Here is a 19,177-nt window from a genome sequence, read left to right on the forward strand (position 1 = left end):
TGGCAATCTGCCCGTTGTGACCGTCTCGACGCTGTTCGTGGTGCTGCTCTGTCTGGCGGCCGGCGCCGCCCTCGGCTGGCTGGCGGCCCGGCTGCGGGCGGCGGCCGACATCGCCCGGCTCGAGGCCACGGTGCAGGCCCACCGCGACGGGGAGGATCGGCTCGAGCAGTCGATGCGCGCCTTGTCCTACGAGTCGGCCGCCCAGTCGCAGGAGGCGGTGGCTATCGCGGTCGCCCCGCTGCACGACATGCTGCGCCGTTACGAGCTGCGCGTCGCCGGGCTGGAACGCGAGCGGGTGGACGCCTATGCCGAGCTCCGGGAGCAGGTCCGGCAGATGGGTGCGGTCTCCGGCGAGCTGCGCACCGAGACGAAACAGCTGGTGGCGGCGTTGCGCGCGCCGCAGGTGCGGGGTCGCTGGGGCGAGCACCAGCTGCGCCGGGTGGTCGAGGCGGCCGGCCTGCTGGAGCACTGCGACTTCGCCGAGCAGGTCACCGCCGTGAGCGACCGGCAGGGGGTCGTCCGCCCCGACCTGGTGGTGCGCCTGCACGGCGGCCGCAGCGTGGTCGTCGACGCCAAGGCGCCGCTCGAGGGTTACCTGGCCGCCGCCGAGGCCCGCGACGAGCGCACCCGCGAGGCCTGCCTCGAGCAGCACGCCCGCCACCTGCGCGGGCACGTCGACGCGCTGTCGGCCAAGGAGTACTGGACGGCGTTCGAGCCCTCCCCCGACTTCGTGGTGCTGTTCGTCCCGGCCGACCCGTTTCTCGACGCCGCCCTGCAGCACGACCCGACGCTGATGGAGCACGCGTTCCGGCGCAACGTGGTGCTGGCCACGCCGGCCACGCTGGTCGCGATGCTGCGTACGGTCGCGTACTCATGGCGCCAGGAGGAGCTGGCCAGTAACGCGCTGGAGGTGCATGCGCTGGCCCGCGAGCTCTATGCCCGGCTGGCCACGCTCGGTGACCACGTCGGCAAGCTGGGCACGTCGTTAGGGGGCGCCGTCACCGCGTACAACAAAGCGGTTGGCTCCTTGGAATCGCGGGTGCTGGTCAGCGCCCGCAAGCTCGCCGAGATGGGGGTTTCCCGCGAGGAGATGCCCACCCCACCCCAGGTCGAGATCGCTCCCCGGCAGCCTCAGGCGCCCGAGCTCAGCTGAGCGGCCTTCATGTCGCGGCGCAGCTCCTGCGGCAGCGAGAAGGTGAGGCGCTCCTCGGCGGTCGTGTACTCGGTGACCTCGCCGAAGCCGCGCGACGCCAGATGGGACAGCACGTCCATGACCAGGTCTTCCGGCACGCTCGCGCCGGAGGAGACACCGACCGTCGTCGCGTCGGTGAGCCACTCGTCCTGGATCTCGGAGGCGTAGTCGACCAGGTAACCCGCGCGGGCGCCGGCGTCCACCGCCACCTCGACGAGGCGCACGGAGTTCGACGAGTTCTTCGAGCCGACGACGATCACGACGTCGCAGGACGGGGCGATCTCCTTCACCACGTGCTGGCGGTTCTGCGTGGCGTAGCAGATGTCGTCGCTCGGCGGCGACTGCAGCAGCGGCAGCCGGGTCTTGAGCCGGGAGACAGTCTCCATCGTCTCGTCGACCGAGAGCGTGGTCTGCGAGAGCCAGACGACCTTCGACGGGTCGCGCACGACGACCTTGTCGACCGCGTCGGGGCCGTCGACCAGCTGGATGTGCGCCGGGGCCTCGCCGGAGGTGCCGATGACCTCCTCGTGGCCCTCGTGGCCGATGAGCAGGATGTCGTAGTCGTCGGCCGCGAACCGCTTGGCCTCGTGATGCACCTTCGTCACCAGCGGGCAGGTCGCGTCGATCGCCTTGAGGTTGCGCTCGCGGGCCTGCTCGTGCACCTCGGGCGCGACGCCGTGCGCCGAGAAGACGACGGTGGACCCCTCGGGGACCTCCTCGTTCTCCTCCACGAAGATCGCGCCGCGGGCCTCGAGGGTGCTCACGACATGCTTGTTGTGCACGATCTGCTTGCGTACGTAGACCGGGGCGCCGTACAGCTTCAGCGCTTCCTCGACGGTCTGCACCGCCCGGTCGACGCCGGCGCAGTAGCCGCGGGGCTTGGCCAGCAACACACGCTTACGAGGTTCGGTCACCCGGCAATGGTACGTGGCGGTCTCCCGCGACGAGGTCTGAGCAATACTCGTGCGGTGACGGACACGACCGCGATCGATGAGAAGACCACGCGCTGGGCCGCTGCCGGCCGCCTGGCCCGCTGGCTGCTGGGGGCGTTGTCCCTGGTCGGCGGCCTGACCTGGATCCTGTTCACGACGCACGGCCCGACCGCCGTGCTCGATCTCACGGTCGGCGTCGTCTTCGCCGCCGCCGGCCTGGTGCTGCTCATGCCGCACCGGATCCGGCTGCCGCGGCTGATCGCGACGATCGTGATGACCATGGTGGCGATCGCGGGCACGGCGGCCGGCCTGGCCGTCGACAACGAGCGCGCCGGTTCCTACGCGTACGTGATCGAGCGCGGTTTCCCGTTCACCTGGGTGCAGCGGTACGCGGTGGCCGACAACCCGGTGGATGCCGAGCGTCTCGCCCGCGCCGCCCACTGGACGGTCGATCTCGTCTCGCTCGGCACCAGCCTGCTCTTCTGGGCGTACGCGGGAATGATGTTGGTGGTGATCGCCGAGCTGGCACGGCGCCGCCGGGCGTAACAACCCCCGATTCGCCCCGTCGGGGCGGCTTTACCGCGATACTCGGTCGCATGCGCGACGCCGAGCCAGAGGATCAAGGACCGCTGGCCTCGGTTCTGATCATGCTGCGGTTGCTGATCGGCTGGTGCTGCGCGGCTCTCGGCGCGCTCGGCCTGTTCATGGGCTTCGGGGACGCGCACTACACGATCTTCCAGGCGATGCTGTTCGCCGGCGGGCTGGTGCTGATCGCCTTCCGCCCGATGCATCGGCGCCCGCGGCCGATCGCCTACCTGATCGGCGCCGCGGTGGCCGCGCTCGGCCTGCTGATCACGGCGATTCCGCGCACCTCGGCCGCCGTCTGCTGCCGCCTCTCCGGCTACGCAAACCCGCACGGCTACCCGTTCGCCTTCCTGGCCGGCGGGCACGTCGATCCCTGGCGCCTGGTCGCCGACCTGGTCTTCTGGGCCGGCGTGGGCCTGATCCCGCTCTTCGTGATCACGCTGGTGAGCCCGGCGCCGCGGCCCGGGGCGGGTCACCCGCCCGAGCGCGCCGGGCACGCCGAGCAGCGGGCCGAGGTAGCGGACGACGAGAATGTCGGAGGTCTTCCGTAGTCTGGCCGGGTGAGTGAGCCCGAGCCGCCGCCGAAGAGCACCGCCGACGAGCCGTGGCCGGTGCGCGTCGTCAGTCAGAAGGTCGGCGCCTGGATCGCCAAGCTCGGCTGGGTCTGGGTCGACGGCCAGGTCGCCCAGATCAGCCGGCGCCCCGGCTCGTCCGTGGTGTTCCTGACCCTGCGCGACCCCTCGGCGGACCTCAGCCTTACCGTCACCGCCCACCGCGACGTGCTCGACGCCGGCGCTCCCGAGCTCGCCGAGGGCGCCCGGGTCACGCTGCACGCCAAGCCGGAGTTCTATCCGGCCCGCGGCACCCTCAGCCTGCGGGCCGACGAGATCCGCCAGGTCGGCCTGGGTGAGCTGCTCGCCCGGCTGGAAAAGCTGAAAAAGTTGCTCGGCGCCGAGGGCCTGTTCGCCCGCGAGCGCAAGCGCCGGCTGCCGTTCCTGCCCCACCGCATCGGCCTGATCACCGGCCGGGCCAGCGCCGCCGAGCGCGACGTGCTGATGAATACGCGTCGTCGCTGGCCCGCCGTCGACTTCCGGGTGATCAACGTACCGGTCCAGGGCCCCACCGCGGTCCCGCAGATCATCGACGCGCTCAAGGTCCTCGACAACGACGACACCATCGACGTCATCGTGATCGCCCGCGGCGGCGGCAGCGTGGAAGATCTGCTGCCCTTCTCCGACGAGGCGCTCTGCCGTGCGGTCTTCGCCGCCCGCACCCCGGTGGTCAGCGCCATCGGCCACGAGACCGACGCGCCGCTGCTCGACTACGTGGCCGACCTGCGCGCCTCCACCCCGACCGACGCGGCCAAGCGCATCGTGCCCGACCTGGCCGAGGAACGGCAGCTGATCGACATCGCCCGCCGCCGCATCGAGCGGTCGGTGCTGACGCTGATCGAGCGCGAGGAGCACCGCCTCGCCGCCTGGCGGTCCCGCCCGTCGCTGGCCCGCCCCGAGCTGCTGGTCGAGCAGCGAGCGGCCGACGTGACGGCGCTGCGCGAGCGCACGGTCCGCAGCCTCGAGCACCGCCTGCGCCGCGCCGACGACGACCTGCGGCACACCCTGGCCCGGCTGCGCGCGCTGTCCCCGGCGGCGACCCTGCAGCGGGGCTACGCGATCGTGCAACGCGCCGACGGCCACGTGGTCCGTGCGGCCACCGAGGTGAAAAACGACGACGTCGTGCGGCTGCGGCTCGCCGAGGGCGAGCTGCGGGCGACGGTTACGGAGGGCGAATGACCGACGAGAGCCTGTCCTACGAGCAGGCCCGCACCGAGCTGGCGACCGTGGTGGAGCGGCTCGAGCAGGGCGGCAGCTCGCTGGAGGAATCGCTGGCGCTGTGGGAGCGCGGCGAGAAACTGGCCGACATCTGCCAGAACTGGCTCGACGGGGCCCGGGAGCGCATCGACGCCGCCCGGGCCGCGCGAGCCGAGAGCGATTAGCCGTTGAGGCTCTCGTAACCGCTGGCCGGCATCTCGGTGACGGCGCCGGACGGCTTGGTCTTGGCCACCTGCTGGCCGTAACCGGTGACGTCGATCGTCCACTTGCCGGCCGGGGTGTCGCCCGCCTTCGGCGCATCCAGCACCAGCTTGGTGAGGCGTCCCTGGTCGTCGAGGGTGGCGGTGAACGGCAGCGCCGTGGCGCCCGCGCCCATTTCCTTGACGGTGTCGCTGTCCAGGAAGCCGTCGGTCGCCGTGGACTTGGTCGCGTCGACCTTGCCGGTGATCGTGTGCGCGTCGCCCTGCACGTCGGTGACGGCCTGCAGCAGCCCGCTCGCCCCGGTGAGGTCGGGGTCGGTCAGGTCGATGTCGAGGTTGCTGTCCTTCTTGACCTTGGTGGCGTCGACGTGGAACCAGGTCTTGCCGCTGAACAGCGCCAGCGCCTCCTTGACCTCCGGCGGCACCGCCCCCGAGCCGTTGCCGCCGAGCAACGTCTCTAGCTCCGTGGTGTCCATGGTCATCCGCACCCAGCGGTCCGGGCCGGCCAGCACGAACTCGACCTTCATGGCCTCCGGTCCGGTGGTCTCCATGGCGAAGGTGGCGCTCTTGCTGGGCAGGTGCACCGCGCCCGCGGCCTTGCCGTCGGGCATGGCCGCCGTGAAGGCGAAGTTGCCGTTCGCCAGTTCCTTGGTGGAGGCGGCGAGCGCCGCCTTGGGGTCGGCCGGCGCCTTCGCGTCGCCGCCCTTGTCGGTGGTCGTTCCAGCGCAGCCGCCGGCCGCCAGGCCCAGCAGGCCGGCCACCGCGACCGAGACGATAGCTCCCCGTAGATTCTTCATGGCCGGGCAGCTTAGATGATCGTCTAACCAAGCGAAGACGCGAGGGTCTCCAGGTTGTCCATGCCGGTCTTGCCGACCACCACGACCGTCCGTGCCGGATCGGCCAGGACGAGCGCCGTCTCCCCCGGTCGCCCGTCGTAGACCCGCCACACCCCGGCCGGCGTGCGGTAGTTGCCGAGCGCCTTGGCGTCGCTGCCCAGCTCCCCCGGCAGCAGCGTCGCGGACGGCACGTTGCTCTCCACGAGCTGGACCGGGTCCTTGTCCGGGTCGACGTACCCGATCCGCAGCGTCGCCCCGTTGGCCTCCCGCTTGAAGGTCGCGCTCGCCGTGTGCCAGTCGCCGCCCAGCCCGCGCGGCTCGACCACGGCGAACACCCCCGCCTGCCGCGCCTCCTGGATGGTCGGCGCCGCATCGACCGTGATCGGCGCGTCCCCGCTCAGCACCGTCCGATAGAAGATCAGAAGCAGCGCGATCGGCACGATCAAGATGGCCAGCGACAGCGTCATGTCCCGCGGCGACCGTTCCTCCCGGCGACCGAGCCGCGGCGGAACCTCATCGGTGGGCAGGGCATCCTTTTCCCGTACGCCCGGAGCACCGTCGCCCGGAGCACCGCCGCCCGGCGCAGCGGTGTCGTCGACGGCGTCCGAAGCGGGCTGGGGGTCGGTGCGCGGCGCAGGTTCCACTCACCCATTGTTAACCATGTCGCTGATGCGGGACTTTGCGCGTCCGCCCATGTGAGGATCGTGGGACCACCAGCCCCGCAACGTCGCGAGGAGGCGCTCCATGCCTGCCCGGTTTCCGCAGGATCTCGACCGCAACATCGCTCTCGACCTGGTCCGCGTCACCGAGGCCGCGGCCATGGCCGCAGGCCGATGGGTGGGCAGAGGAGACAAGAACGGCGGGGACGGCGCCGCCGTCGACGCCATGCGCAAGCTGATCAACTCGATCCAGATGCGCGGCACCGTGGTCATCGGTGAGGGTGAGAAGGACGAAGCCCCGATGCTCTTCAACGGGGAGCAGGTGGGCGACGGCACCGGCCCCGAGGTGGACGTGGCGGTCGACCCCATCGACGGCACCACGCTGATGAGCAAGGGCATGCCCGGCTCGATCGCGGTGCTGGCGGTGGCCGAGCGCGGCGCGATGTTCGACCCGAGCGCCGTCTTCTACATGGAGAAGATCGCCGTAGGCCCGGACTGCGCCGACGTCATCGACATCAACGTGCCGACGGCCGAGAACCTGCGCCGCATCGCCCGGGCCAAGCGCTCCTCGGTCTCCGACGTCACCGTCTGCATCCTCGACCGGCCCCGGCACGCCCACCTGGTGGAGGAGGTCCGGCAGGCGGGCGCCAACATCAAGTTCATCTCGGACGGCGACATCGCGGGCGCGATCTCGGCGGCGCGGGCGGAGTCCGACGTGGACGTCCTGATGGGCATCGGCGGCACCCCCGAGGGAATCACCGCGGCCTGCGCCCTGAAATGTCTGGGCGGCATGATCCAGGCGAAACTCTGGCCACGGGACGACGCCGAGCGTGAGAAGGCGCTGGCCGGCGGTCACGACCTGGACCGCGTGCTGACCACGGACGACCTGGTGACCGGCGACAACTGCTTCTTCGTGGCCACCGGCGTGACGTCGGGCGACCTGCTCAAGGGCGTCCGGTACCGCTCGGGCGGCGCACACACCCAGTCGATCGTCATGCGCTCCAAGAGCGGCACCATCCGGGTGATCGATTCGTACCACCGGTTGGAGAAGCTCGCCCTCTACTCGGCGGTCGACTTCGACGGCCACCTCCCCACCGTCCCCCTCGGCGACGGCGACCCGGTCATCTGACCCCGGCGCCTATCCTCCGTCGCGCGGATAGTCAGCTCTGCTGACGATCATCTAAACTGACGGTATGACGACAATCGGCTGGAAGGCCTCGCAACAACACTTCACGATCGACGAGTACCGGCAGCTGTGGCGGCAGGTCGATGAACTGGGCTTCGACAGCTGCTGGGTCTTCGACCACCTCCGGCCCATGGGCCGCGACCGCACCGGCGACATCTTCGAGGCCTGGACCATTCTGGCCGCCATGGCCGAGGCGACCACCCGGGTCCGCCTCGGCACCCTGGTCAGCAGCAACCTGTACCGGCACCCCGCGCTGCTGGCGAAGATGGCCGCCACCGTCGACCACCTCAGCGGCGGACGCCTCGACCTCGGCCTGGGCGCCGGTGGCGACCCGGATGTCGACCCCGCGATCGGCCTCCCCGAGACGACGCCACGAGAGCGGGTGGAGCGCCTGGACGAGGCGGCCCAGATCCTGCGGCTGCTCGGCGACCGGCCCACCGCGACCTTCGCCGGCACGCACTACCGCCTCACCGATGTCCCCTCTGACCCGAAGCCGGTGCAGCGCCCACTCCCCCTGTGGCTGGCGAGCAACGGCGAGCGCCGGGGGATGCGAGTGGTGGCCGAGCAGGCGACGGGCTGGCTGACGGCGACCTTCGCCACCGAGCCCGGCGACCTGACCCGGCTGATGACGGTCCTGGATCAGCACTGCGCGGCCGTCGGGCGCGACCCCGGAACCCTCCGGCGCGGTGTTCAGTTCCCGGTCCCGGACAGCGATGATGAGATCCTCAAGGCCACCGAGGCCTTCGCCCGAGCAGGCTTCACCGATCTGATCCTCATGCCTCGCGGCGGCGGCCTCACCCGCGTCACCGACGTCGCGGCCCTGCTCCCAAGGATGAGAGAGTGCTTGACGACCGCCTCGGATACCTGCTGAAACACGCACAGATGGCGCTGGCCGCCCGCACCGCCGAGAGCCTCGGCCCGCTGGGCATCAACGGCCGCGAGCTGGCGGTGCTGACCGTGCTCGGCGCGGGCCCGGCCCTGGCGCAACAACAGGCGGCGGCCAAGCTGAACGTGGACCGCACCACGATGGTCGACCTGGTCGATGCCCTGGAGCGGAAGGGCCTGGTGGAACGCCGCTCGGACCCGAAGGACCGCCGCCGCAACCTGGTCCACCTGACCGCCCTGGGTCAGAAGACCCAGGCCGAGGGAAACCGGCTCTACCAGGAGACCGAGCGCGCCCTGCTGACCGAGGAGGACGGCCGGGATCTCAAACGCCTGCTGCGGCGACTGCTGGAGGCGTCCACATCGGAGGAGTCCTAGGGCAGGTCGTGGAGGGTGGGTGTGTAGACGGCGGCCGCCGGCTTGACCCGCTTGCGCCGGAACAGGATCGCCGCCAGCACACCCCCGAGCAGCCCGAGCAGGTGGCCCTGCCAGGAGATCGGCTGGTCGGTCGGCAGGATGTTGTAGAGCTGGTACCAGTACAGCAGCCCGATGAACGCGGCCACCCCGAGGTTCCACCAGCTGCGCTCGACGAGCCCCCGGGTCAGCAGCAGTCCGAGATACCCGAAAATCACCCCGCTGGCGCCGACGACCACGCTGTTGGGGTCGCCGACGAACCAGACGCCCAGCCCACTGACCAGCATGATCACGAACGTCGACCAGATGAACCGCCGCCCGCCGCCGGCCAGGGCGAACGTCCCCACCAGGATCAGCGGTACGGCGTTGCCGTACAGGTGGTCCCAGCCCGCGTGCAGGAACGGGCTGAACAACACCCCGTCGAGCCCGGACAGGTGGTGCGGGATGATCCCGCCGGCCACGTCGAGCTGACCCCTCCCGATGGCGCGGTCGATGACCTCGACGAGAAACAGGAACGGGATGACGGCGCACATGGTCACGAACGCCCGGCCGAGCGAGGCATAGAACGCCTCGGTGCCGAACTTGGTCGGGTCTGACTGAGTGTCCGCGCCGCCGTAACTCATGGTTCCCATGGTTCCAGGCGACGGCAACCGCTGCCACGCTCAGCCGAGTTTACGGGTCGCCTTGCGAATGTCGTCGCGGAACGAGGAGATCTGGGTGTAGACGCCCGGATAGCCGTCCCGGGCGCAGCCGAGCCCCCAGCTCACGATGCCGACCTGCACCCAGTCGCCGTGGGCGTCCCGGCCGACCATGGGTCCGCCCGAGTCGCCCTGGCAGGTGTCGACGCCGCGCTTCCCCGCGCAGATCGACTCGGAGGCGACGAGTTTGACCCCGGCCCTCTGATACTCGGCCGCGCACTTGTCGTCGGGGACGGTGGGGACGGTCGCGTAGTGCAGCCGCCGCTCCTGCTTCATCGAGTCCTCCCGGGTCTGGCCCCAGCCCATCACCACGAAGTCGCCGCGCTCGTCCGCGGTCTTGACCAGTGGCAGCGTGGGCAGGTCGAGGGGGTGGTCGAGCCGGATCACGGCCCAGTCGTCGCCGCGGGTCTCGTCGCGGAAGCCGGACGCCCGGATCACCTCGACGGAGCTGGCGGTGAGGGCCTTGGGCGACTTGAGGTCGACCGTCCCGGCGACCACCTTGATGCCCTTGTTCGGGCCGGTGCCGTCGACGCAGTGCCCCGCGGTGAGGACGACCCTGGGCGCGGTCAGCGCGCCGCCGCAGCCCATCGAGAGCCGCACCATCCAGGGAAACTTGCCGGGCGGGGCGATGACGCCGCCGACGACCTCACGCACCGGCCGGGGGGTGTCGACCGCGCGGGCCGGCACGTCGGAGACCGCCGCCACGCTCGCGATGACACCAATGAGGATGAGCGCGGCATTTCGGACCATGTAGACATTTGATCACAATGAAACGGGCCGCGCGGTATCGCCGCGCGGCCCGTTTTGTCAAGTTCGTCTACTTTAGAAGCGTCAGTACCAGCCCGTGCTTTCCGAATGGGACCAGGCACCGCAGGGCGTGTTGTAGCGGCCCTCGATGTAGTCCAGACCCCACTTGATCTGCGTGGCCGGGTTGGTCTTCCAGTCGTCGCCGAATTTCGCCATCTTGCTGCCGGGCAGGGCCTGCGGGATCCCGTACGCCCCGGAGCTGCTGTTCGAGGCGCGGTAGTTCCAACCGCTCTCCCTCTTGAACAGCTTGTCGAGGCAGGGGAACTGGTCGATCCCGAAGCCGGCGTCGAGCATCAGCGCGCATCCGGTCTTCCGGCTGCCCGTGTACTCGTTGCAGGAGGTGGGGATCGGTCCGTTGTACTCGACCGGTCCGCCGCTCTCCTCGGCCTTCTTCTTGGCGGCGGCATCGGCGGCCGCCTTCTTGGCCGCGATCGCCTTCGTCTCGAGCTCGTGCGCCTTGCCGGCTGCGGTCCGCGCCTCGGTGGCGGCCTTCGCGGCGGCGTCACTCTCGGCCGCGCGCTGGTACGCACGGGCGGCGGCGTGCTGGCCCTGACGCTGCTTGAGCAGCTGCATGTCGTCGACATCCACCTGGACGACGTTCGACGCTTCGGAATGGTGCTGTGGCGCCTGGACCACGCGGTCCTTGCCGAGGTACACGCCGCCGATCAGGCCCGCCACCAGCAGACCGACCGACGCGGAACGTACTCCGACCCGGCTCCAAGGCCGACTCACGAAGTATCCCTTCGTCGGGGGCAGGGACGCGGCACGTCCGGCCACCATGACGGCGGTTGGCCGTGCCGCGAGCACCGCGACCACTCGGGCCGACACCCCGGTCTGCATCGATCGGGGCGGTGGCCCGACGTCGATCTCCGACGAAGATGACCACGCGATGGCGCTCGCCGAACACCATTGCGCAACGTGAAGTGGATGTGAAATGCCGACGCACTCTTGTGATGTTGCTCACACTAAATTTACGCGTAAACCGGTCGAAAGTTCGCCCGGCCAGGGGTCACCTCAGAGAGGGATCTCCTCCAGCAGGTCGGTGACCACCTCGGCGATCGGTGACCGCTCGGAACGCGTCAAGGTCACATGCGCGAAGATCGGATGCCCCTTCAGCGCCTCGATCACCGCCGTCACGCCGTCGTGCCGGCCGACCCGCAGGTTGTCCCGCTGGGCGACGTCGTGGGTAAGGATCACCCGCGACCCCTGCCCGATGCGGGAGAGCACGGTGAGCAGCACGTTGCGTTCGAGCGACTGGGCCTCGTCGACGATCACGTAGGCGTCGTGCAGGCTACGGCCCCGGATGTGGGTGAGCGGAAGCACCTCGAGCATCCCGCGGGCCATGACCTCCTCCACGACGTTCTGGTGGACCAGCGCGCCGAGGGTGTCGAAGACGGCCTGCGCCCAGGGCGACATCTTCTCGGCCTCGGTGCCGGGCAGATAGCCCAGTTCCTGGCCGCCGACCGCGTACAGCGGGCGGAAGACGATCACCTTCTTGTGGCGGCCGCGTTCCATGGTCGCTTCCAGGCCCGCGCAGAGCGCCAGCGCCGACTTGCCGGTTCCGGCCCGGCCGCCCAGCGAGACGATGCCGATCGTCTCGTCCAGCAACAGATCGAGCGCGACCCGCTGCTCGGCGGAGCGGCCACGGATGCCGAACGCCTCCCGGTCGCCGCGCACCAGGCGTACCGTCTTGTCGGGGTTGACCCGGCCCAGCGCCGAGCCGCGCGGAGAGTGGATCACCAGGCCGGTGTGGCAGGGCAGGTGCTCGGCCTCCTCGAGCTCCAGTTCCTCGCCGCCGTAGAGAGCCGAGACCTGCTCCTCGGACAGCTTGAGGTCGGCCATGCCGGTCCACGTCGGGTCGCTGGCCTGGCCGTGGCGGTACTCGTCGGCCGTGAGACCGACCGACGCCGCCTTGACCCGCAGCGGCATGTCCTTGCTGACCAGCGTGACGTCGCGGCCCTCGGCGGCCAGGCCGAGCGCCACGGACAGGATGCGGGTGTCGTTCGAGTCATTGCGGAAACCGTGCGGGAGCACACTCTGATCGGCGTGGTTGAGCTCCACCCGAAGGGTGCCCCCCTCGTCGTTGCAGAGCACCGGTTGATCGAGCCGCCCGAACTTGATGCGCAGCTCGTCCAGCATGCGCAGCGACTGCCGCGCGAACCAGCCCAGCTCCGGGTGGTGACGCTTGCCCTCCAACTCCGTGATGACCACGAGCGGGATGACCACCTCGTGATCGGTGAACCGGCGGAAGGCCGCCGGGTCGGACAGCAGGACCGAGGTGTCCAACACAAAAACACGGCCCGTCGGGGCCGGTTCGGCGTCAGCGTGGCGATCGCGGGATGTGCGTCGCGTTGTGGCGCGGGTGCTGGATGGGGTGCCCTCGGCGTCAGAACGGCGTGGTGTCACAGGCCTGCTCCAGCGGGCGTGCAACCCGTCGACGCCCGCGGTCCGCACCTCCGGCGGCCGGCTGTTGCACGGGGTCGGATTGCGGGGCCCCGTGGCGCACTTGTCGCAGGTCCGGGCCGTCCGGCTGACTCGGGATGACCCCGTGTCATGTCTAGAACGCTAGCGGTCAACTCGCTCAGGCGGTAGTACGCAAAACCCGGCTCACGGCAATTTCTCAGGCCGCCAACCGGACTTCCGGCAGGTAATCTGACGTCGTGGCAGAGACTCAGCGTCCGAACCATCCGCCGAGCATCGCCGACGCTTGGGCCGTCACGGCCGAGCGGGCGGCCGAGACCACCTTCTTCTTCGACTTCGACGGCGTCCTCTCGCCGGTCACCGACGATCCCGACGCGTCACAGCCGGTCCCGGCCGTGCCCGGGGTGCTCGAGCGCCTGGCGGCCGCCGTCCATCGGGTGGCGATCGTCTCGGCACGACCGGTGAGCTTCCTGCGGTCGCGGTTCGCGTCCCTGGAGCGCGTCGACCTGTACGGCCTGTACGGGCTCGAAGTGTGGCACGAGGGCGCCGTGGTGACCGAACCGGCCGCGCTGCCCTGGATACCGGCCATGTCCGACCTCGCCGAGCGGGCCCGGGCCGAGCTGCCGCCCCAGATCCTCGTGGAGTTCAAGCGGCTCTCGGTGGCACTGCACTACCGCACGGCGCCGCAGCTGAGCGGCGAGGTCGAGCGCTGGGGCCACGAGCAGGCCGAGCGGCACGGCCTCAAGATCCAGGGCGGCCGCATGGTGATCGAGCTGAAGCCCCCCGTCGACCAGGACAAGGGCATGGTCATCACCGAGGGCGTCCGCGACGCGCACTGCGCGTGGTACTTCGGCGACGACATGTCCGACATCAAGGCGTTCGACGCGCTGCGCGCCCGCGAGGCGGTCGATCCCGGCTTCTTCGGCGTGGCCGTCGCGGTCGCCAACCCCGAGACGGGCGCCGAGGTCTCCAGCGCCGCCGATCTGACCCTGGAGTCGCCGTACGCGGTGGCTCAGTTCCTGACCGACGGTCTCACGAGCTTTTAGGCGCCGAAACGGCGCTGGCGGGTGGCGTACGAGCGCAGGGCCCGCAGGAAGTCGATGCGGCGGAAGTCGGGCCAGTTGGCGTCGTGGAAGTAGAACTCCGACTGGGCCGACTGCCACAGCAGGAAGCCGGAGAGCCGCTGCTCGCCGCTCGTGCGGATGATCAGGTCGGGGTCGGGCTGGCCGCGGGTGTAGAGATGCTCGGCGATGTGCTCGACGTCGAGGATCTCGGCCAGTTCCTCGAGCGTGCCGCCGGCGGCCGCGTGCTGCTGCATGAGCGAGCGGACCGCGTCGGCGATCTCGCGCCGGCCGCCGTAGCCGACCGCCATGTTGACCTCGACGCCGACGGTGCGGTCGCGGGTCTTTTCCTGCGCCGCTTTCAGCGTGGCGGCGGTGGTGGCGGGCAGCACGTCGAGCGCGCCGACCATGCGCAGCCGCCACGGGTTGCCGTCCTCGGCGAGCTCGGTCGCGAGATCCTCGATGATCCGCACGAGCGGGTCGAGCTCGGCGGCCGGGCGGCGCAGGTTGTCGGTGGCCAGCAGGTAGAGCGTGACGTGCTTGATGCCCGCCTGGTCGCACCAGGTGAGCAGCTCCTTGACCCGGGCGGCGCCGACCCGATGGCCGTCGTTGGGGTCGACGAAGCCCATTTCCTTGGCCCAGCGCCGATTGCCGTCACACATGACGCCGACGTGCTGGGGCACGGGCTTACCGGCCAGCTTCCCGGCCAGGCGCCGCTCATAGAACGAATAGATCAGAGACCGCAGACTCATCGCCCCAAACCCTAGCTCTCGTCCGGGGCACCGACCTCGGCCGGGCGGTTAATTACGTTTGTCACGGTGGGCGAGAAGGCGTGCTCGGCGCGTACGGGCAAGGAAGCGGGAGAAAGACACCTCGCTCCGCCTCGGTCGGGGGAAGCCGAAGCGGAGCGAGGCGGGGAATCAAGCGTCGGCGAGCCGAGCTCGGAGGGCGTCGAGCTCGGCCCAGAGGACCGCGGGAAGCTTGTCGCCGAACTTGGTGAACCACTCGGTGACCTGAGGGATCTCGGCCAGCCACTCGTCGCGGTCGACCTCGAGGACGGCGGCCAGGTCCTCCGGCGTGATGTCGAGGCCGGTCACGTCCAGGGCGTTCGGAGTGGGGACGTGGCCGATGGCGGTTTCCACGGCCTCGCCCTTGCCGTCGAGGCGCTCGACGATCCACTTGAGGACGCGGCTGTTCTCGCCGAAGCCGGGCCAGAGGAATCGGCCGTCATCGCCGCGGCGGAACCAGTTGACGTAGAAGACCTTCGGCAGCTTCGCGGCGTCGCCGGACGCGCCCTTGGCCATGTCGATCCAGTGCTGGAAGTAGTCGCCGGCGTGGTAACCGATGAACGGCAGCATCGCCATCGGGTCGCGGCGCACCACGCCCACCTGGCCGACCGCGGCCGCCGTGGTCTCCGAAGAGAGGGTGGCGCCGAGGTACACGCCGTGCACCCAGTCGCGCGCCTCGGTGACCAGCGGAACCGTGGTCTTGCGGCGGCCGCCGAAGAGGATCGCGTCGATCGGCACGCCGCGCGGGTCGTGGTACTCGTCGGCGAGGATCGGGCACTGCGCGATCGGGGTGCAGAACCGGCTGTTCGGGTGGCTCGACGGCGTTGTCGAGTCGGGCGTCCAGTCCTGGTTCTTCCAGTCCGTCAGATGCGGCGGGGGCGAGCCCATGCCCTCCCACCAGATGTCGCCGTCGTCGGTCAGCGCCACGTTGGTGAAGACCGAGTTGCCCTGGGCCAGCGTGCGCATCGCGTTCGGGTTGGTGTGGAAGTCGGTGCCGGGCGCGACGCCGAACAGGCCGAACTCGGGGTTGGTCGCCCACAACCGCCCATCCGAGCCGAAGCGCATCCAGGCGATGTCGTCGCCGACCGTCTCCACCTTCCAGCCGGGCAGCGTCGGCTCGAGCATGGCGAGGTTGGTCTTGCCGCAGGCCGACGGGAACGCGCCGGCGATGTAGCGGACCTGCCCCTCGGGCGAGGTCAGCTTCATGATCAGCATGTGCTCGGCCAGCCAGCCCTCGTCGCGGGCGGCCACGCTGGCGATGCGCAGCGCGTAGCACTTCTTGCCGAGCAGCGAGTTGCCGCCGTACCCCGAGCCGAACGACCAGATCTCGCGGGTCTCCGGGAAGTGCGAGATGTACTTCGTCTCGTTGCACGGCCAGGCAACGTCTTCTTCTCCCGGCGACAGCGGCGCGCCGACCGAGTGCAGCGCCGGCACGAAGTCGGCCTCGGCCTCTTCGAGCGCCGTCAGGACCCCGGCCCCCATCCGGGTCATGATGCGCATGCTGGCGACCACGTACGGGCTGTCGGTGAGTTCCACACCGAACATGGGCTGCGGCGCGTCGAGCGGGCCCATGCAGAACGGAACGACGTACATCGTCCGGCCGCGCATGCAGCCGCGGTACAGCTCCGTCATCGTCGTCTTCATCTCGGCCGGCGCCATCCAGTTGTTGGTGGGTCCGGCGTCGGCCTCGTCGACCGAGCAGATGAACGTGCGCTCCTCGACGCGGGCCACGTCACCGGGGTCGGTGCGGGCCCAGAACGAGTTGGGCTTCTTGGCCGGGTCGAGGCGGACGAGAGCGCCGGAGTCGACGAGGGCATCGGTGATGCCGGTCCACTCGGCCTCGGATCCGTCGCACCAGACGATCCGGTCGGGCGTGGTCATGGCTGCTACCTCGTCCACCCATGCCAACAGGCGGGGATGGGAGGTCGGGGGCTGCTGCATGCGATCTCCTTCGGTCGGCACTGACCAATGACCGCCGGGCCGGGCGCCCGGCTGCGTCATGGGAGTCACCTGAGCCTAAGACGATCCGACGTGCCGTTCATCGGTTGTTCCTGTGGATAACCGCACAATCCTCGGAAACTTTGCTTGCAAACGATCGATCCTTCGCCGGACAGCGCAGTTCTGCGCAACATCGCCATTTCGGCGTCTCGGACCCGGCCGTTCGGCCCCCTTTCCCAAATCGGACTAAACGCCGTAAACTGCGGATATCTGGTCTTTCCTCTTCTATTGGGGGCAGGAATGACGATCCCGGCAGACGCGTCGGACTCGGACACCGATCTGCTGACGGCCGTCCGGTCGGGCGACACCGCCGCCTACGGCACGCTGTACGAACGGCACCGCGGCGCCGCCCGTCAGCTGGCGTTCGGCCTCGCTCACGATCCGGCCGACGCCGACGACCTGGTCGCCGAGACGTTCGCCAAGGTGTTCGCGTCGCTGCGAGCCGGCCGGGGCCCGCTGGTCGCCTTCCGCGCCTATCTGCACACGACCATGCGGCATGTCTGCTACCACCGCGCCCGCCGGGACCGCCGGCTCGAGTTCACCGACGACCTGACCCGGTACGACGAGGGTCAGCCGTTCACCGATCCGGCGCTCGACCGGCTCGAGCGGTCGTACGCGGTGGCCGCCTTTCGCAAACTGCCCGAGCGATGGCGGGACGTGCTCTGGCAGACCGCGGTCGAGGGCAACAGCCCGGCCGAGGTGGCCGACATGCTCGGGATGACGCCGAACGCGGTCGCCGTGCTCGCCCACCGCGCCCGCGAGGGATTGCGCAGTCTCTATCTGCAACAGCACGTCGCCGTGGCCGAGCACCCGGAGTGCCGCTGGGCCGGCGACCGGCTCGGCGGTCATCTTCGCGGCCGGCTCGCCGCCCGCGACGCCGCCCGCATGCGCTCTCACCTGGGCTGGTGCGGCGATTGCCGGGGACGGTTCGCCGAGATCAGCGAGATCGACGGGCTCCGTCACCGGCCGTACCCCCAGCGTCACCATGCCGACCGGGCCGGTTAAGACTCGCCAACGAAAACTGCGGACCGTGACAACCCCCGGTACTCTCGGGGCGTGCCCGATACCCCGCCCGCGCCGCAGTCCCGCGTGCGCGTGAAGCTTCGGGCCTTGATCCGGGAAGTCAGCAAGTTCGGCACGGTCGGGGGCATCGCGTTCGCCATCGACCTGACGATCTTCAACATCCTGCTCCAGCTCGGCATCGAGACGCTGTTCGCCAAGACGATCTCCACCGTGATCGCGACGACGGTGGCGTTCGTGGGCAACCGCTTCTGGACCTGGCGGCACCGCGCCCACGACCACATGGCGCGGCAGTACACCCTGTTCTTCGTGCTGAACGCCATCGGCCTCGGCATCGGCCTCGCCTGCCTCGCGATCAGCCACTACGGCCTCGGGCAGATCTGGCCGGCGCTGCAGACCCCGCTCGCCGACAACGTCTCGGGTCAGCTCATCGGCACCGCCGTCGGCACACTGTTCCGCTTCTGGTCGTACCGGCGGTTCGTGTTCCGCGCCACACCTTCCCCCGTTCCGGGCTCCGCGGGGCAGACCCCCGACCGTCACACGGCTAACGTTGCTACGCCTTCGACCGCTGGTGACTCCGCGTGACCGCCCACTCTCTCCGTAAGGTTCGCCTGATGCCTTCAGCCAGCACGCTGACGCAGCGCCTGCGCCACCTCGCCCCCGAGGCCATCGCCTTCGGTGTCATCGGCGCCGCCAACACGCTGCTCTACATGGCAATCACCTGGGCCGCGCTGCCGGTCGGCGCGGTCAAGGCGAGCGTCATCGCGACGGTCGTGACCACCACGCTGGCGTACTTCGCGAACCGGTACTGGACCTACCGCCACCACACGCGGACGGCGCTGCGGCGGGAGTACACCCTCTTCTTCGGCTTCAACCTGATCGGCATGGTCATCCAGTCCGGCATGGTCGCGATCGGCAAGTACGGCTTCGGCCTCACCGAGGAGCACGACGAGCTGGCGTTCATGGGGGTCACGCTGATCGGCATCGTGATCGCCACGGTGTTCCGGTTCTGGGCGTACCGCACGTTCGTCTTCCTGAAGCCGCCCGTCGACGGTCACGAGGCCGAGCTGGCCGACCTCGACGCGGTCGCCGGCCTCGCCGAGATCACGGCCGAGGCCGAGCTCGACGCCACCCGGTGACCGGCTTCTCCTCTTCTATTACTGCTTCCTCGTCGTCCTCGTCGTCCGGCAGGCGCTCGACCAGCTCGTAGAGCGCGGTCTGGAGCTGGTGGGCGTGCGGGACGGCGGTGAGAACCGCGGCCTGGTCGCCGATCGAGTCGATCGTGAGCGTGCCCGAGCCGAAGAGCCGGTCCAGCAGGGACTGGGTCAGCAGGTGGTCGTTGATGCGGTTCAGCGGCAGGTCCCGGCGCTCCCGGGCGACGACGCCGTCCTGCAGCAGGATCCGCTCGTTGGTGACCACGTAGTGGGTGCAGCGCCAGATCACGATCGGGGCCGCGCCGTACCGGATGCCGTAGTAGCCCATGATCAGGGCGACCAGGCCGAAGCCGAGGAAGCCGCCGGTGTTCTGCGGCAGCATCACCCAGGCGAACGCCGTCGTGACCAGGGCCAGCAGCACGACCAGGGCCGGGCGGATCGCCGTCTTCCAGTGCGGGTGGAGGTGGAGGACGACCTCCTCCTCGTCGGTGAGTACCTCGTCCGGGAACGCCACG

22 protein-coding genes are annotated in these 19,177 nt (G+C 70.0%); 12 read left to right on the plus strand and 10 right to left on the minus strand.

Going from position 1 to position 19,177, the window contains the following annotated elements:
• Positions 1 to 16: 16 nt before the first annotated feature.
• The gene (locus A3CQ_RS0120390) at positions 17 to 1,153 is read left to right on the plus strand and encodes a DNA recombination protein RmuC (RefSeq protein WP_020512803.1); all 1,137 of its coding nucleotides are present in this window, start codon (positions 17 to 19) and stop codon (positions 1,151 to 1,153) included.
• On the opposite strand, the gene A3CQ_RS0120395 is transcribed toward A3CQ_RS0120390, so the two are convergent.
• Complete coding sequence (locus A3CQ_RS0120395) at positions 1,132 to 2,106, minus strand: 4-hydroxy-3-methylbut-2-enyl diphosphate reductase (protein WP_026205939.1); 975 nt, start codon at positions 2,104 to 2,106, stop codon at positions 1,132 to 1,134. The genes A3CQ_RS0120390 and A3CQ_RS0120395 overlap by 22 nt on opposite strands.
• Before the next feature lie 54 nt (positions 2,107 to 2,160).
• Here A3CQ_RS0120395 and A3CQ_RS53495 point away from each other — a divergent pair, with 54 nt between their 5' ends.
• The 4 genes from A3CQ_RS53495 to A3CQ_RS0120415 are packed head-to-tail and all read left to right on the plus strand — an operon-like array spanning position 2,161 to position 4,702.
• Positions 2,161 to 2,670 (plus strand): hypothetical protein, encoded by a 510-nt coding sequence (locus tag A3CQ_RS53495; RefSeq protein ID WP_020512805.1) that lies wholly within the window; start codon positions 2,161 to 2,163, stop codon positions 2,668 to 2,670.
• Between the two features lie 50 nt (positions 2,671 to 2,720).
• Positions 2,721 to 3,260, plus strand: coding sequence for a hypothetical protein (locus A3CQ_RS0120405; protein WP_020512806.1), 540 nt, complete (start codon positions 2,721 to 2,723; stop codon positions 3,258 to 3,260).
• Positions 3,261 to 3,269: 9 nt separating this feature from the next.
• Entirely contained in the window at positions 3,270 to 4,499 is a 1,230-nt protein-coding gene (xseA, locus tag A3CQ_RS0120410; protein WP_020512807.1) for an exodeoxyribonuclease VII large subunit, read from the plus strand.
• On the plus strand, positions 4,496 to 4,702 hold the full coding sequence (locus tag A3CQ_RS0120415) for an exodeoxyribonuclease VII small subunit (protein WP_020512808.1): 207 nt from the start codon (positions 4,496 to 4,498) through the stop codon (positions 4,700 to 4,702). The genes xseA and A3CQ_RS0120415 overlap by 4 nt, the downstream gene beginning before the upstream one ends.
• On the opposite strand, the gene A3CQ_RS0120420 is transcribed toward A3CQ_RS0120415, so the two are convergent.
• Positions 4,699 to 5,535, minus strand: a complete 837-nt coding sequence (locus A3CQ_RS0120420) for a hypothetical protein (protein ID WP_026205940.1) — start codon at positions 5,533 to 5,535, stop codon at positions 4,699 to 4,701. The two genes, A3CQ_RS0120415 and A3CQ_RS0120420, sit on opposite strands and share 4 nt — an antisense overlap.
• A 23-nt stretch (positions 5,536 to 5,558) precedes the next feature.
• Positions 5,559 to 6,218 carry a DUF4245 domain-containing protein gene (locus tag A3CQ_RS0120425; RefSeq protein WP_245577286.1) on the minus strand — a complete coding sequence of 220 codons (660 nt, stop codon included), beginning with the start codon at positions 6,216 to 6,218 and terminating at the stop codon, positions 5,559 to 5,561.
• Positions 6,219 to 6,318: 100 nt separating this feature from the next.
• Here A3CQ_RS0120425 and glpX point away from each other — a divergent pair, with 100 nt between their 5' ends.
• From glpX to A3CQ_RS53505, 3 genes are all read left to right on the plus strand, one after another.
• Complete coding sequence (gene glpX / locus A3CQ_RS53500; RefSeq protein ID WP_020512811.1) at positions 6,319 to 7,362, plus strand: class II fructose-bisphosphatase; 1,044 nt, start codon at positions 6,319 to 6,321, stop codon at positions 7,360 to 7,362.
• A 64-nt stretch (positions 7,363 to 7,426) separates the two neighbouring features.
• A complete protein-coding gene (locus tag A3CQ_RS0120435; RefSeq protein WP_020512812.1) occupies positions 7,427 to 8,290 on the plus strand; it encodes an LLM class flavin-dependent oxidoreductase in 864 nt (287 codons plus the stop codon).
• Positions 8,260 to 8,679, plus strand: coding sequence for a MarR family winged helix-turn-helix transcriptional regulator (locus A3CQ_RS53505; protein WP_020512813.1), 420 nt, complete (start codon positions 8,260 to 8,262; stop codon positions 8,677 to 8,679). The genes A3CQ_RS0120435 and A3CQ_RS53505 overlap by 31 nt, the downstream gene beginning before the upstream one ends.
• On the opposite strand, the gene A3CQ_RS0120445 is transcribed toward A3CQ_RS53505, so the two are convergent.
• The 4 genes from A3CQ_RS0120445 to phoH2 form a co-directional block, all read right to left on the minus strand.
• Entirely contained in the window at positions 8,676 to 9,338 is a 663-nt protein-coding gene (locus A3CQ_RS0120445; RefSeq protein WP_020512814.1) for a rhomboid family intramembrane serine protease, read from the minus strand. The genes A3CQ_RS53505 and A3CQ_RS0120445 overlap by 4 nt on opposite strands.
• 39 nt (positions 9,339 to 9,377) lie before the next feature.
• Complete coding sequence (locus tag A3CQ_RS0120450; protein WP_020512815.1) at positions 9,378 to 10,163, minus strand: S1 family peptidase; 786 nt, start codon at positions 10,161 to 10,163, stop codon at positions 9,378 to 9,380.
• An 81-nt stretch (positions 10,164 to 10,244) separates the two neighbouring features.
• Positions 10,245 to 10,952 (minus strand): aggregation-promoting factor C-terminal-like domain-containing protein, encoded by a 708-nt coding sequence (locus A3CQ_RS0120455; protein WP_026205941.1) that lies wholly within the window; start codon positions 10,950 to 10,952, stop codon positions 10,245 to 10,247.
• Between the two features lie 282 nt (positions 10,953 to 11,234).
• Positions 11,235 to 12,626 (minus strand): RNA 5'-3' helicase PhoH2, encoded by a 1,392-nt coding sequence (phoH2, locus tag A3CQ_RS0120460; RefSeq protein ID WP_026205942.1) that lies wholly within the window; start codon positions 12,624 to 12,626, stop codon positions 11,235 to 11,237.
• Positions 12,627 to 12,880: 254 nt separating this feature from the next.
• Here phoH2 and otsB point away from each other — a divergent pair, with 254 nt between their 5' ends.
• The gene (otsB, locus tag A3CQ_RS0120465; protein WP_020512818.1) at positions 12,881 to 13,687 is read left to right on the plus strand and encodes a trehalose-phosphatase; all 807 of its coding nucleotides are present in this window, start codon (positions 12,881 to 12,883) and stop codon (positions 13,685 to 13,687) included.
• On the opposite strand, the gene A3CQ_RS0120470 is transcribed toward otsB, so the two are convergent.
• Both A3CQ_RS0120470 and A3CQ_RS0120475 read right to left on the minus strand, forming a co-directional pair.
• Positions 13,684 to 14,454 (minus strand): isoprenyl transferase, encoded by a 771-nt coding sequence (locus A3CQ_RS0120470; protein WP_020512819.1) that lies wholly within the window; start codon positions 14,452 to 14,454, stop codon positions 13,684 to 13,686. The two genes, otsB and A3CQ_RS0120470, sit on opposite strands and share 4 nt — an antisense overlap.
• Before the next feature lie 168 nt (positions 14,455 to 14,622).
• Positions 14,623 to 16,431 carry a phosphoenolpyruvate carboxykinase (GTP) gene (locus A3CQ_RS0120475; protein ID WP_026205943.1) on the minus strand — a complete coding sequence of 603 codons (1,809 nt, stop codon included), beginning with the start codon at positions 16,429 to 16,431 and terminating at the stop codon, positions 14,623 to 14,625.
• 297 nt (positions 16,432 to 16,728) lie between these two features.
• Between A3CQ_RS0120475 and A3CQ_RS0120480 the strand changes: the two genes are divergently transcribed.
• Genes A3CQ_RS0120480 through A3CQ_RS0120490 form a run of 3 tightly spaced genes read left to right on the plus strand, consistent with a single transcriptional unit; the run spans position 16,729 to position 18,647 of the window.
• Entirely contained in the window at positions 16,729 to 17,493 is a 765-nt protein-coding gene (locus A3CQ_RS0120480) for a sigma-70 family RNA polymerase sigma factor (RefSeq protein WP_020512821.1), read from the plus strand.
• A gap of 51 nt (positions 17,494 to 17,544) precedes the next feature.
• Positions 17,545 to 18,093, plus strand: a complete 549-nt coding sequence (locus A3CQ_RS53510) for a GtrA family protein (protein ID WP_051115293.1) — start codon at positions 17,545 to 17,547, stop codon at positions 18,091 to 18,093.
• Positions 18,094 to 18,122: 29 nt separating this feature from the next.
• Positions 18,123 to 18,647: a GtrA family protein gene (locus tag A3CQ_RS0120490; protein WP_020512823.1), complete on the plus strand. Its 525-nt coding sequence runs from the start codon at positions 18,123 to 18,125 to the stop codon at positions 18,645 to 18,647.
• On the opposite strand, the gene A3CQ_RS0120495 is transcribed toward A3CQ_RS0120490, so the two are convergent.
• A complete protein-coding gene (locus A3CQ_RS0120495; protein WP_020512824.1) occupies positions 18,613 to 19,176 on the minus strand; it encodes a PH domain-containing protein in 564 nt (187 codons plus the stop codon). The two genes, A3CQ_RS0120490 and A3CQ_RS0120495, sit on opposite strands and share 35 nt — an antisense overlap.
• Position 19,177: the final 1 nt, after the last annotated feature.

The sequence above is a fragment of the Paractinoplanes globisporus DSM 43857 genome, assembly GCF_000379645.1.
Lineage (GTDB): Bacteria > Actinomycetota > Actinomycetes > Mycobacteriales > Micromonosporaceae > Actinoplanes > Actinoplanes globisporus.

Coding starts and splice junctions, on each gene's coding strand:
- A3CQ_RS0120445 (WP_020512814.1), bottom strand. CDS start 9,338: ATGAGTTACGGCGGCGCGGACACTCAGTCAGACCCGACCAAGTTCGGC.
- A3CQ_RS0120480 (WP_020512821.1), top strand. CDS start 16,729: ATGACGATCCCGGCAGACGCGTCGGACTCGGACACCGATCTGCTGACG.
- glpX (WP_020512811.1), top strand. CDS start 6,319: ATGCCTGCCCGGTTTCCGCAGGATCTCGACCGCAACATCGCTCTCGAC.
- A3CQ_RS0120475 (WP_026205943.1), bottom strand. CDS start 16,431: ATGCAGCAGCCCCCGACCTCCCATCCCCGCCTGTTGGCATGGGTGGAC.
- A3CQ_RS0120435 (WP_020512812.1), top strand. CDS start 7,427: ATGACGACAATCGGCTGGAAGGCCTCGCAACAACACTTCACGATCGAC.
- A3CQ_RS0120405 (WP_020512806.1), top strand. CDS start 2,721: ATGCGCGACGCCGAGCCAGAGGATCAAGGACCGCTGGCCTCGGTTCTG.
- A3CQ_RS0120420 (WP_026205940.1), bottom strand. CDS start 5,535: ATGAAGAATCTACGGGGAGCTATCGTCTCGGTCGCGGTGGCCGGCCTG.
- A3CQ_RS0120470 (WP_020512819.1), bottom strand. CDS start 14,454: ATGAGTCTGCGGTCTCTGATCTATTCGTTCTATGAGCGGCGCCTGGCC.
- A3CQ_RS0120415 (WP_020512808.1), top strand. CDS start 4,496: ATGACCGACGAGAGCCTGTCCTACGAGCAGGCCCGCACCGAGCTGGCG.
- A3CQ_RS0120490 (WP_020512823.1), top strand. CDS start 18,123: ATGCCTTCAGCCAGCACGCTGACGCAGCGCCTGCGCCACCTCGCCCCC.
- A3CQ_RS0120450 (WP_020512815.1), bottom strand. CDS start 10,163: ATGGTCCGAAATGCCGCGCTCATCCTCATTGGTGTCATCGCGAGCGTG.